The organism is Gemmatimonas phototrophica (assembly GCF_000695095.2).
GTDB classification, from domain to species: domain Bacteria; phylum Gemmatimonadota; class Gemmatimonadetes; order Gemmatimonadales; family Gemmatimonadaceae; genus Gemmatimonas; species Gemmatimonas phototrophica.
In genome coordinates this window covers 2,618,468-2,631,140 of the sequence record NZ_CP011454.1, presented here as the reverse complement: position 1 = coordinate 2,631,140, position 12,673 = coordinate 2,618,468, and the positions used below count along the sequence as shown (strand labels likewise).

At 64.0% G+C, this 12,673-nt stretch carries 9 protein-coding genes; all 9 read left to right on the top strand.

Going from position 1 to position 12,673, the window contains the following annotated elements; all coding sequences use genetic code 11:
- The first annotated feature begins 7 nt into the window (after nt 1-7).
- The 9 genes from GEMMAAP_RS11215 to GEMMAAP_RS11175 all read left to right on the top strand — a co-directional run bounded on the left by GEMMAAP_RS11215 (nt 8) and on the right by GEMMAAP_RS11175 (nt 12,673).
- On the top strand, nt 8-1,741 hold the full coding sequence (locus GEMMAAP_RS11215; RefSeq protein WP_158514830.1) for an AMP-dependent synthetase/ligase: 1,734 nt from the start codon (nt 8-10) through the stop codon (nt 1,739-1,741).
- Nucleotides 1,742-1,948: 207 nt separating this feature from the next.
- Nucleotides 1,949-4,426 (top strand): TonB-dependent receptor, encoded by a 2,478-nt coding sequence (locus tag GEMMAAP_RS11210; RefSeq protein ID WP_158514829.1) that lies wholly within the window; start codon nt 1,949-1,951, stop codon nt 4,424-4,426.
- Nucleotides 4,427-4,557: 131 nt separating this feature from the next.
- Nucleotides 4,558-5,487, top strand: a complete 930-nt coding sequence (locus tag GEMMAAP_RS11205; RefSeq protein ID WP_158514828.1) for an extracellular catalytic domain type 1 short-chain-length polyhydroxyalkanoate depolymerase — start codon at nt 4,558-4,560, stop codon at nt 5,485-5,487.
- A 39-nt stretch (nt 5,488-5,526) separates the two neighbouring features.
- Nucleotides 5,527-7,053, top strand: a complete 1,527-nt coding sequence (locus GEMMAAP_RS11200) for a class I adenylate-forming enzyme family protein (protein WP_053334138.1) — start codon at nt 5,527-5,529, stop codon at nt 7,051-7,053.
- Nucleotides 7,053-7,718: a hypothetical protein gene (locus GEMMAAP_RS11195; RefSeq protein WP_026849704.1), complete on the top strand. Its 666-nt coding sequence runs from the start codon at nt 7,053-7,055 to the stop codon at nt 7,716-7,718. Before GEMMAAP_RS11200 ends, GEMMAAP_RS11195 begins: the two co-directional genes overlap by 1 nt.
- Before the next feature lie 45 nt (nt 7,719-7,763).
- On the top strand, nt 7,764-8,063 hold the full coding sequence (locus GEMMAAP_RS11190; RefSeq protein ID WP_026849705.1) for a hypothetical protein: 300 nt from the start codon (nt 7,764-7,766) through the stop codon (nt 8,061-8,063).
- A complete protein-coding gene (locus GEMMAAP_RS11185; protein WP_169804578.1) occupies nt 8,053-10,092 on the top strand; it encodes an acetoacetate--CoA ligase in 2,040 nt (679 codons plus the stop codon). The genes GEMMAAP_RS11190 and GEMMAAP_RS11185 overlap by 11 nt, the downstream gene beginning before the upstream one ends.
- A gap of 255 nt (nt 10,093-10,347) precedes the next feature.
- Nucleotides 10,348-11,472, top strand: a complete 1,125-nt coding sequence (hppD, locus tag GEMMAAP_RS11180) for a 4-hydroxyphenylpyruvate dioxygenase (RefSeq protein ID WP_053334198.1) — start codon at nt 10,348-10,350, stop codon at nt 11,470-11,472.
- Nucleotides 11,473-11,479: 7 nt separating this feature from the next.
- Entirely contained in the window at nt 11,480-12,673 is a 1,194-nt protein-coding gene (locus tag GEMMAAP_RS11175; RefSeq protein ID WP_026849708.1) for a homogentisate 1,2-dioxygenase, read from the top strand.

Sequence of the window (12,673 nt, the reverse complement as noted above, 5' to 3'; positions counted from 1 at the left end):
TCTGGTGGTGGATTCTCCACTCATTCATCGGTTCTTTGTCCGGGCGGAAGCTATGCCGGACGCACTCATGTTTGCGGTGTATCCGCGCGGCCATCACACGCCGGCGGAGCGCATCACGTGGGGCGGGATGAGTGCGCGGGTGCGCGCCATAGGGGCGCGGCTTGTGCACGCGGGGGTGCAGGTGGGAGACCGCATTGCCGTCTTTGCCGGCAACCGGCCCATCTGGCCCACCCTGGACCTTGCCATCCAATCCATCGGGGCGGTGGGTGTTGGCATCTACCCGTCCAGTACCCCTGGGCAGGTGGATCACGTCCTGCGCGACAGCGGCGCCCGGTGGCTGTTTACCGATCAGCGACACGAAGCCGTGCGTCTGGCGTCTGCCACGGCATCGGTGTCCACGCCGCTACCGGGTGTGGTGCTCGACACGCACGATACCGCGGATGTCGGCCTGCCATTGGCGGTCACGCCTTTGCACGTTTTTGCCGATGAGGGCGTTGCCCTGCTGATGCAGGACCGTGCGCTGGGGCGCGCGCTCGATGCCCGACGCGAAGCCATCGTCGCCGACACGCTCGCGGCGCTGATCTACACCTCCGGCTCCACCGGTGAACCCAAGGGTGCATGCATTTCACATCGCTATCTCGCGGCGTCAGCGGCGTCCATTGCGGCAGTGCTCCAACTCGGTGACAGCGACCGTACCCTGAGCTTTTTGCCGTATTCCCATGCGGCTGAACGGGTTTTCGGCATGTGTACGCGCCTGCTGGTGGGGATGTCGTCAGCGCTCATCGAAGATCCAACGGATCTCTTCCCGGTCGCCGCGCACTTCGAGCCCACGCTTCTCGGTGCCCTTCCTCGCATTTTTGAACGCCTGTACGAAGCCGCAGACGTTGCCCGCCGTGAAGGGCGCGATCCGCGCGCGGCCATCACGGCGCGGGTGGGGCACCGTGTACGGTTGGCGACGTCCGGTGGCGCCGCGCTGCCCGTGGCGATCGCCGAAACGTTGCAGCAACTGGGCTTGCCCATTTTGGGCGCGTACGGCCAAACGGAGCATCTGTGCATCGCCATGAACCGGCCCGACTCGCCGCGTTTTGATACGGTCGGGCCACCCATGCCCGGCACCACGGTGCGCATCGATGATCGCGGTGAACTGCTGGTCCGTCGCAGCGCGCTGAGCTTTGATGGCTATTGGAACCGTCCTGCGGAGACGCGCGCGGCGTTCAGTGAGGACGGACACTGGCTGCACACCGGGGATCTGGCGGAGCTGCTTCCCGATGGCTCGCTGCGCATCACCGGACGTGCCAAGGAACTCATTGCGCTCTCCACCGGCCGAAAGGTACCCCCGGTACCCATCGAAGCGGCGCTGACCGCATCCCCCTTTATTGCCCACGCCGTCTGCCACGGGGAAGGCCGCAAGTATCTCACGGCGTTGGTGGCACCGCGTCGCGACGCGCTGGAAGCGTGGGCTGCGGCGCAGGGCATTGACCTGCCGTGGGTGGAGTTGCTGCGGGACGACCGTGTCCTGGAGCTGTTGGGCGGAGCGGTCGCCGATGTGAACAGCTCGTTGGCGCGTCCGGATCGGGTACAACGGTTTGCCGTGGTCGCCGACGAGTTCTCATCGGACAACGGCTTGCTGACGCCCACCTTCAAGGTGATCCGCGCCGCCGCCGACCTCCGCTATGCGGCGCACTTCGAGGCGCTGTACGGCCCTGCAACCGATGTCACGGCTCAGGAGGTGCGCCACTGACGCCGCTGCGGCGTCTCACGCCTGCTCTCGTCTGCCGCTCTGTGGTTGATGTCGTTTCTGATCATAGCTCGTGTCCGCCTTTTTCTTTGACGTTCCACCCGCGCGGAGTCGGATATCGTCTCCGTGCTCCTCTACACGCAGTTCCCTCCTGGAGGAGAATTCATGCAGTGCTTCATTCGCCGGCTCGCGTCCGGGCGCGCCGTTATCATGGCCCTGGCTCTCGCGGTGATCCCGTCCGCGGCTGCGGCGCAGTCAGGGAGTTTGTCTGGGTTGGTCACCGATAGTACCAAGGCGCCCTTGCCGGGCACGCAGGTGACCGTTGTGGGCACTCGCTTCGGGGCAACCACCGGACTGGACGGCAAGTACCGTGTGCTTGGCGTCCCCGTGGGTTCGTATACCATACGGGTCCAACGTATCGGAGCCGTCGCTCGCACGTTCGAAAACGTTGCCATCGCCGGTGAGGCGGACACCCGCCTCGATATCACCTTGCAGGCGTCGGCGCTGCAACTCGGTGGGTACGTGGTGTCCGCCTCGCGTCGAGTTGAAAAAATCACCGAAGCGCCTGCCACCGTGACCCGCATCAACGCGGACCAATTGACCTATACCGTGGGCAATTCGTTCACGGCCGCGCTGAAGGAAGTGAAGGGCGTGGATTTCTTCCAGACAGGCATTGCCGCGGCGGGTATCAACGCGCGCGGTTTCAACAGCGCGTTCAACAACCGCATGCTGCAGATGGAAGACAACCGTATCGCCGTGTTGCCGGAAAACGGGTTGCCGGTGGGCGTCTTTACCACGATTCCGAAGGTGGACATTGCCGGCGTTGAAGTGCTGGTGGGACCGGGTGCCGCGTTGTACGGCCCCGATGCCTCCAACGGCGTCGTGACGCTGCTCAGCAAGGATCCCAAGCAGTTCAAGGGGCTGACGCTGGAAACGGCGGCCGGAAGCAACACCATGAACGTGGGGGACTTCAATAACCGCAAGCCCGGACAGGTCAGCTTCTCCAGCTTTCAGTTCCGCTACGCCAACGTGTGGAACAAGATTGGATTCAAGGTCACGGGCGAGCGGATCTTTGCCCAGGATTGGCAGAATCAGAACACGTATGCCGCGGCGGTCGCCGGTGGTCCGCTCTCCCGCGAGCAGGGCGCCGACTGGAGCACCGGCTATACGCGCGGCGGTGCGGCGCTGGTGTACTATTTCGACAACGGGGCCCGCCTGGAGTATCAGGGTGGCGCCAGCAACAGTAACGGTATTGGTGTGACCAGCGCCGGCCGGAATCAGCTCCGCAACTGGGGCTACTGGAATCAGCAGGTGCGTTTCACCAGTGATCACTGGTTCGCCCAGGCGTATGCCACCCGTTCGTTGTCCGGGCAGACGTTTGCGCTGAACGGCTACTCGCAAAACCGTCAGGCGCCCCGCTTTGCGTCACTGAGCGACGATTCGGTCAAGTCGCTCTCCGGCTTCCCGGCCGATGGTCGCATGAGTGCCGCCGAAGTGCAGTACAACCGCACGTTCCCCGCGCTCTTCAATACTCGGGTGGTCTCCGGCGTCCAGTACCGTCGCGATGAGGTGAGTTCGAAGCGGGTCTGGCTGTCTGATGCCGTTACCGGTGAAGACATTCTGATGACGCAGCTGGGGGCCTACGCCCAGACCGAGACGCCGATCAACGAACAGACCAAACTGGTGTTCGGGGCACGCTACGACGATCCGGAGTTTTATGATCCGCAGTTCAGCCCCAAGGCCGCGCTGTTGGTGTCGCCCACGGAGAACAGCACGTTCCGCCTGACGTTCAATCGGGCGTTCAAGTCGCCCACCACACTGCAAACCAGCTTCTTCTTCCGGGACTTCGCACCTGGTCTTGGGGTATTCGGCAATCGTGATGGCATCACCGTCAAGAATGCGGCTGGTACCACACTGCGGACGCTGGCCCCCGTCGTCCCCGAGGTGAACAATACGTTTGAACTCGGGTATAAGGCGGTCCTCAAGGATCGACTGTACATCGACGTCGCCGGCTATGTCGCGCGCTACAAGTCGTTCCTCAGCCCGCTGGTGGTGGTCGCCAATCCGTTCGCCGGCGCGAACGCCACGTTCGCTTTCAACACGGCCACGAATACCAAGTACACGAACGCGGCCGGAGGGGAGCAAATTGCGCTCACGTATTACAACCTCGGCGAAGCCACCCTGTCGGGTATCGACGCCGGCTGGCGGTACGTGGTGAACAACAAGGTAAACTGGACCGGCACGGCGAGCGTGTTGAAGCTCGATTCCATCATTCAGCGTCCCGGTGATCCGCTGGAAGCCACCGCGCTGAACAGCCCGCAGGCCAAGTTCACGACCGGCATGGATGCGCGCGACCTCAAGTGGGATGCCTTCGGTGGGTTTGTGCTCCGCTTCGTGAAGGACTATCAGTTCCTGTCCGGCGTGCACAACGGTCGCATTCCGGGCTTCGTGGCCTTCGATTTCAACGTGGGCCGCAAGCTCAATAGCCACACGACGATGAATCTGTCGGTGCAGAATGCATTCGCCTGCACCAGCGGCACCACCACGCCGCCGTTGTTCCTTAACGCGGCGCTGCCGGCGACATACCAGCGTGGCTGGGGCTGCGGACTTGGTCGCCGGCACATTGAGTTGCTCAACATGCCGTCCATCGGCAGCATGGCGTTCTTCGGCATCCGGTACGACCGCTAACCGTGCGGCGGGCACTCATGATTGGGGTGACATTCGGTGCGGGGGCCGTTGCGGCTCCCGCACCGCGTGTTTCGTTCGACACGTCCACCGTGGCGCACTTTCAGAAGGCGGGTCAAACACACATGACCGAAATGGCAGCTGTTGCTCCGACACCTGAGGCGCCTGCACAGGTGATCACCGGCCGCCACACCGGTCCTCACGGGAGCCGAGCGTGGCGTCTGGTCTTACCCACTGCGCCGGCCAGTACACCACGGCCACTGGTGGTGATGTTGCACGGCTGTCTCCAGGACGCGGCAGATATTGCGCGCGGGAGCGGGTTCGATGCGGTGGCCGAACAGGGGGGGGCGCTGGTGCTCTATCCGGAGCAGCCGGAGAGCGCCAACCCGCGCAAGTGCTGGAACTGGTTTGACGCGGCCCACCAGCAGCGCGGTCGTGGCGAGCCCGCACTTCTGTCGGCGCTCATTGAGGAGGTACGCAGGAGCTACGGGGGCCAGAGCGGTCAGGTGCATCTGGTCGGGATTTCCGCCGGCGGGGCGATGGCCAATCTGTTGTTCGGCGCCTATCCGGAGCAGTTTGCCTCTGTCATGACAGTGGCGGGGGTGGCGTGGCAAGCGGCGCCGAACGTCGGGCGCGCGCTGGCGGTTATGCAGCAAGGGGCAGGTGACGCGCTCCCTGGTGGCGCCGCGTGGTTGACGGCCATGGGATCCCACGCGCAGGCGGTGCCCGTGGTGGTGGTGCATGGCGTGGCGGATCCGGTCGTGAGCGTACGAAACGCCGATGAAACGGCGCGGCAGTACGTACAATTGCACGATGCATTGGCGGCGAGGCAGGGGGCGCCGGCACTCGTGGTGACCGAACTCCCTGCGGTCACGATGAATGGCGTGGAGGTACGGGAAACGCAGTGGCGTAATGCCAGCGGACAGACCATGGTTGCCCTGCTGAGAGTAGAGGGCCTGGCGCATGCGTTTCCACGAGGTGATGCCTCGGGATCATTCACCGATCCGCGTGGACCCGATCTCGTTGCTCGGCTGCGAGCGTTTCTCACGGCGTCGCGCCGCTGAGATCCCACCGCGACCCCTTTCCCTGCTACGATTCGCGTGATGCCTTTTCCCCAGTTGCCTGAGCTGTTCGACCCGGTGGCCTGGTGGGCCCGGGTTGATGGCACCCGAACGGCTGTCGTTGATTCCGCGACGGCCGCGTCGATCTCCTACGCGCAACTCGATGCCGATGCCGATACGTGGCATGTGGTGCTGGAGCGGCTGGGGGTGCAGCCCGGGGACCGGGTGGGGATACTGGCGCAGAATCGCTACGAGTTCCTCCCGGTGTTTTTCGCCTGCATCCGTCGTGGCGCCATCCTGGTCCCATTGAACTGGCGGTTGTCTCCCGCCGAGTTGACACGGGTGCTGGCGAACGCCATGCCGACTGTGGTTCTGGGCGAAGCCGCGTATGAATCGCTGGCGGGAGAGGCCCGATGTGCGGCGCCCTGGGTGGACCTCGATCGAGAGGCGGCGGTGTTGTTGATGGCGGCGCGTCAGAGCACCGCTCCCCCAAGTCCCGTGCGGACGCATGAGGATACCACGATGCTGCTCTATACCTCGGGGAGCACTGGCGCGCCGAAAGGAGTCATGCTCCCGCATCGGCAATTGCTCTGGAATGCGTTGGGTACCTCCACGGGATGGGCTCTGGGGTCGGAAGATGTGGCGCCCGCAGCAACGCCGTTCTTTCACACCGGCGGCTGGCATGTGTTCACCACGCCGCTGCTGTTTCGTGGCGGTACGGTCGTCCTCATGGGCGCGTTCGATGCCGAAGAGCATCTCGAGGTCATGGCGCGGCATCGACTGACCATGTCCTTTGGCGTCCCCACCCAACTGGACATGTTGCGACAGGCGGCCAATTGGGGGCGTCCGCTTCCGGCGTTACGCACGTTCATCTCCGGCGGTGCCCCCTGTCCGCAGCGTACCAAAGACGCAGTGCGCGCCGCCGGCTATCGGTTCCGGGAAGGGTACGGACTCACAGAGTGCGGGCCCAATTGCTTCGCGACCAGCGACGCCACCGCCATGGCGAAAGACGGCACGGTTGGCTGGCCCATGCCGTTTCTGTCCATGCGTCTGCACACCGATGCCGGGGAGCCCACTGGCGCTGGCGAGGTAGGGGAATTGCAGCTGCGCGGTCCGCAAATGTTCTCCGGGTATTTCAACGCCCCGGACCGAACCGCTGAGGTCCTGACCAGCGACGGATGGCTGCGCACCGGTGACCTGGCCAGTGTGGACGCTGACGGGGTGTACCGCATCTGCGGACGTCGCAAGGAAATGTTCATCTCCGGCGGAGAGAATGTCTTTCCCGGTGAGGTGGAAACCGCTCTGCTGGATTGTCCAGGCGTATTGGAAGCCACCGTCGTGGGTGTGCCGGATGCCAAGTGGGGCGAGGTGGGCTGTGCCGTGGTCGTACGGCGCGACCCCGCACTCGGCGAGAGCGTCCTGCTTCGTGAGGCAAGACGCCGATTGGCGGGATACAAGGTGCCGCGCCATCTGGTCTTCACCGAGGCGCTTCCTCGGCTGGGGTCCGGGAAGATCGACCGGCAACTGGTGTTGACGATGGCCCTCGCGGCCGTTCGGGAGCGGAGTTGATGCCAATCACCGGGCCACGCGCCAAAGGCTCCACGGTACAGAGCACGCTCGCCTTCATTGCGGACACGTTCGGCGAACCCGTGTCCACCGAGGTCCTGCACGCACTCGAGCCGCATGACCGCACTGTCGTTGCAGCGCTCGGGTCGACCGACGAGCTCCCCTATGCACTGGTGGTACGCGTCTGGGAGACCGCCAACCACGTGGTTCTGCTCCATGCCCCAGAGGCGTTGCACTGGGCAGAACAGGCGGGTGCCGCGTCTATCGGGTCATATGGCGTGCAACTGTATGGGGGCATTCTACGGAAGCCCAGTCCGCTGGAGTTCCTGACGCAGAGTATCTCGTTGTTCCGGCTCTATTATCAACCCGGGGACATGCAGGTGGTGGAGAATGCTCCTGGACGAGTGGTGCTCCGGCTGGTGGGCTTCGATCCCGTGACCACCCTGTTCTGTCGCCGGCAGGTCGGGGGATTGCGGCAGGCTATCACCCTCGCCGGCGGCGGCCACGCGCATGTGCGCCACGTGCGGTGTGCCATTGAAGGCGACGCCTTTTGTGAGTGGGAACTGCACTGGCAGGTGGAGTCGATAGGTGTGTCCGGCGGAGCCACCGCGACGGGTTCCGAGCCGTTGCCAGGGGCCCGAGGCGCTGGCGCCGGACGCGCACCCTAGCGAGGATTGGGGGATGCGTCCGTCACCGCGTTTGCTCCCCCTCCCATGACTGCACCACGTCGCGCTGCCAAAGGCTCACGGAAGCAGTTGGCCTCCGATGACCTGTCGGTGATTGCGCCGACCCAGCTGGATCTGTTTCCGGTCAAGCCGGTGGTGGATGTGCTGGATGCCAAGGCCGTAGTTGGACCACGCACTGGTGTTGAACATCTGGTGCGCGTTCGGCTGCGTCCCAACGATGCCCCGCATCTGGTCTTTCATGATCGTCACGGCTGGTACTGCGAATCGCATGGCCCGACCTGTCATGCCGTCCTGCTGGCGCGTGAGGATGTAAAGCATGGCGAGTGACGGGGCGATGGGGTCTCCCATTTGGGAGCCAACCGATGCGGACATCGCCGTGGCCCGGATGACGGCGTTTCGCACCACATTACTGGCACAAGGGACGGTACCTGCCACGGTCACGGATGCACACGCCCTGCAGCGTTGGTCGGTGGAGCATCCCGGCGCCTTCTGGGAAGCAGTGTGGCGCGCCGCTGGTATCCAGGCCGATGGACCGGGTGCGCCCGACTCGCCGTGGGAATCCGTGCTGCACGACGGCCACTCCATGCGTCCGCCCCACCGCACATCGTCTGGCTGGGAGGGCCCGCGGTGGTTCACCGGAACGCGCCTCAATTTTGCCGAGCATCTGCTACGTCGCCGTGACGACGCGCTCGCCCTGGTCGCGTGGAACGAGCATGGTGCTCAGCAGCGACTGACGTACCGCGATCTGGCGGCCCGAGTCGCGCAATGTGCGGCCGCTCTGGCCTCGCAGGGGGTCGGAGTGGGGGATCGGGTCGCTGGGTGGCTGCCCAACCTCCCTGAGGCCGTCATCGTCATGCTCGCGACGGCCTCGTTGGGCGCGACCTGGTCCAGCTGTTCCCCCGACTTTGGCACCAAGGGTGTCCTCGATCGATTCGGGCAGATCGCGCCGACGGTTCTGGTCGCCGCCGATGCGTACTGGTACGCGGGCAAGCGCATGGACTGCATGCCCCGCCTGCGCGAGATCGTTGCCGCCTTGCCAAGCCTGCGGGCCGTTTGGGTGGTGCCCTATGTGAGTCCGGACATCGAGCTCGCCGATCTTCCGCTCGCCCAGCGGTTCGATCTCGTGTTGGCGTCGCACGTTCATCGGACTGAACCGGAGTTCGTGCGTCTCCCCTTTGATCATCCGTTGTACATCCTGTATTCCAGCGGCACCACGGGGCTCCCCAAGTGCATGGTGCACGGCGCCGGTGGCACCCTGTTGCAGCACTGGAAGGAATTGGCGCTGCACACCGATGTGCAGGCCAACGACGTGCTGTTCTACTTCACCACCTGCGGCTGGATGATGTGGAACTGGCTGGTTTCAGGGCTCGCCCTCGGCGCCACGGTCGTGTTGTACGACGGGGCGCCCCTGGCCCCCGATCCAACCATCCTGTGGCGCATGGCCGAGGGCGAGCACGTCACGGTGTTCGGAACCAGCGCCAAGTATCTGGCGATGTGCGAAAAAGAAGGCGTCGTGCCGCGCGACGTGGCCAACCTGTCGGCGCTCCGTGCGATCCTCTCCACGGGCAGTCCGCTCGCGGCCCACAGCTATGATTTTGTGGCGCACGCCATTGGCCCGCGGGTGCGGCTCTCCAGCATAAGCGGCGGGACCGATATCGTGAGTTGTTTTGCGCTGGGCGATCCCACCGGGCCCGTGTACCGCGGGGAGTTGCAGATGCGAGGGTTGGGCATGGCGGTGGAGGTGCACGACGAGCGGGGGCAGCCGGTGCAGGGGGTTCCTGGAGAGTTGGTCTGCACCCGCCCGTTTCCCAGCATGCCGGTGGCATTCTGGAACGACCCCGACGGCGCCCTCTATCGGGCGGCCTACTTTGAGCACACGCCGGGCGTATGGCGTCATGGCGACTGGGCCGAACTGACGGCCCACGATGGCCTCGTTATCCACGGACGGAGTGACACCACGTTGAATCCAGGTGGGGTCCGCATCGGGACGGCGGAGATCTATCGCCAGGTGGAGCAGATTCCCGAAGTGGTGGAGTCGCTGGCCGTGGAGCAGACCATTGGCATAGCGGCCGGTACCGATTCGCGGGTGGTGCTGTTCGTGCGACTGCGAGAGCACGTCATGCTGACGGAAGCCCTTGAAAAGCGCATCCGTACGCGCATCCGGGAGCACACCAGTCCGCATCACGTGCCGAAGGTGATCGTGGCGGTGGCGGATATTCCCCGCACCATCAGCGGCAAGATCACAGAAATTGCTGTTCGGGAGGTTATCCACGGTCGACCGGTGCGGAACGTGGAGGCGCTGGCGAATCCCGCCGCGCTGGAGCTCTATCGCGATATTCCGGCGTTGCGCCACTAGCGGGTCCGGCGCCCCGTGGGGACGGGTGTGCCCCGAGCCAGCGGCCGGTCGGCGCGCCGACGGTCGACCTGCTAGGTTTAGGGCATGTTCCTCACCCCGCCTTCGGAGGACCAACGGCAGCGCGCGTGGATCGGCGCGCTCCCGCGTTCGCATATCTGAGCTGAAAGGGTTTCCGCGCCGCAGGACCATCCTGCGACGTGCGTCTTCGGCTGTCCATGACAGCCGTCCTTTTCATGTCATCACACAGGTATGCCCATGGCTACGTTGACCGTTCCAGAAGCGGGCGTCGAACAGGACGCTTTTCCCATCAATGGCACCGACTACGTGGAGTTCTACGTCGGGAATGCCAAGCAGGCGAGCCACTACTATCGCGCCGCGTTCGGCTATGCGTTGGTGGCGTATCGTGGCCCCGAAACCGGTGTGCGCGACCGCGCCAGCTATCTCCTGCAGCAGGGGAAGATTCGCCTGGTGCTCACCACCGCGCTCTCGTCCGACTCGCCCATTGCCGCGCACGTGCACCGGCATGGCGACGGCGTCAAGGATTATGCGTTGTGGGTGGATGACGCCCGGTTGGCCTACGACACCGCCATCGCACGCGGGGCCATTGGCATTCAGGAACCGCAGGTGGTGCAGGATGCCGATGGCGAGGTGGTCCTTGCCGCCATTGGCACCTACGGTGACACCATACATTCGCTGGTTGAGCGCCGTAACTATCGCGGACTCTTTCTGCCAGGCTTCAAGCCCGTGACCTCGCACTATCAGCCCGCCGACGTGGGGCTCAAATACGTGGATCATTGCGTGGGGAACGTAGAGCTGGGCCGCATGAACCATTGGGTGGCCTACTACGCCAACGTGCTCGGCTTCCGCAATCTCATCACCTTCGACGATTCGGATATCAGCACCGAGTACTCGTCGCTCATGTCGAAGGTCATGGCCAATGGGAACGACAAGATCAAGTTCCCCATCAACGAGCCCGCCTCGGGGAAGAAGAAGTCGCAGATTGAAGAGTACCTCGACTTCTACGGTGGTCCCGGCGCGCAGCACCTGGCGCTCGCCACTGACGACATTCTGACCACGGTAACCGCCCTGAAGAACCGCGGCGTGGAATTCCTGTCCGTGCCCACGTCGTACTACGACGAGCTGCAGGCGCGCGTAGGGCAGATTGACGAGCCGGTCGAAGAGTTGGCCAAGCTGGGCATCCTCGTGGATCGTGATCCTGACGGCTACCTGCTGCAGATCTTCACGAAGCCGGTGGAAGATCGCCCCACACTCTTCTACGAAATCATTCAGCGCAAGGGGGCCACGAGCTTCGGCAAGGGCAACTTCAAGGCGCTTTTCGAAAGTATCGAGCGCGAGCAGGAACTGCGCGGCAACCTCTGAGCCGACCATGCCCATCTATCATCAACTCGGCAGCATTCCGCGCAAGCGGCACATCGTGTTCCGTCGTCCCGATGGCGGGTTGTACGCCGAAGAGCTCATGGGGCACGAAGGCTTTGTGGGCACCTCCTCGCTGCTCTACCACACGCATCCGCCCACCACGTACCTCTCGGCCCGCAAGATCCGCGATCTGGCCTGGGTGGAAGACAAGGAGATGTCGCTTCGTCATCGGCACTTCCTCACGTCGCGCGTGAAGAAAGGAGGGTCGGCGACGCTCGATCGACTGCCGCTGCTGTTCAACAGCGACATCGGCATGTTGTACGTGGAACCCGACGTGGCCGATACGCACTTCTACCGCAACTCGCAGGCGGACGAAGTGGTGTACGTGGTGGAAGGGCACGGGGTACTGGAATCGGTGTTCGGCGATCTGCCGTACAAGCCCGGTGACTACGTGGTCATTCACCGCAACATCACGCACCGGTGGCGGCTCGATCCGGCACAGGGACCAACCAAGCTGTTGGTGATGGAGAGCCGCGGGCACGTGCGCACCCCCAAGCGCTATCGCAACGAGTTCGGACAGCTGCTGGAAGGTGCGCCATTCTCCGAGCGAGACATCCGCCGTCCGCAGCATACGGCGCCGCGAGACGAGAAGGGGGAGTTCCCCATCTACGTCAAGCAGTACGATGCGCTCAACGAGCTCGTGCTCGATCACCATCCGTTCGATGTGATTGGATGGGACGGCTACTTCTATCCGTGGATCTTCAACATCCACGATTTCGAGCCGATCGTGGGACGCATTCACCAGCCGCCGCCGGTGCACCAGACGTTTCAGGGAGACGGGTTCGTGATCTGCAGTTTCTGTCCGCGACCGTACGATTTCGATCCCGAGGCCATTCCGGCCCCGTACAATCACAGCAACGTGGATTCCGATGAGGTGCTCTTCTACGCCTCCAGTGAATTCATGAGCCGGAAGGGCATCGAGTACGGCTCCATCACGCACCATCCCGATGGGCTCGCGCACGGTCCGCACCCCGGACGTACTGAAGCGTCAATCGGCGCCAAGTACACCAACGAACTGGCCGTCATGATGGACAGCTTCCGCCCTCTCAAAGTGGCGAAGGCCGCCGTCGATATCGAAGATCCCAAGTATCATCAGAGCTGGATCGAAGCGCAGCACGCGCAGTTCAATCCGCCCACGTCCTGA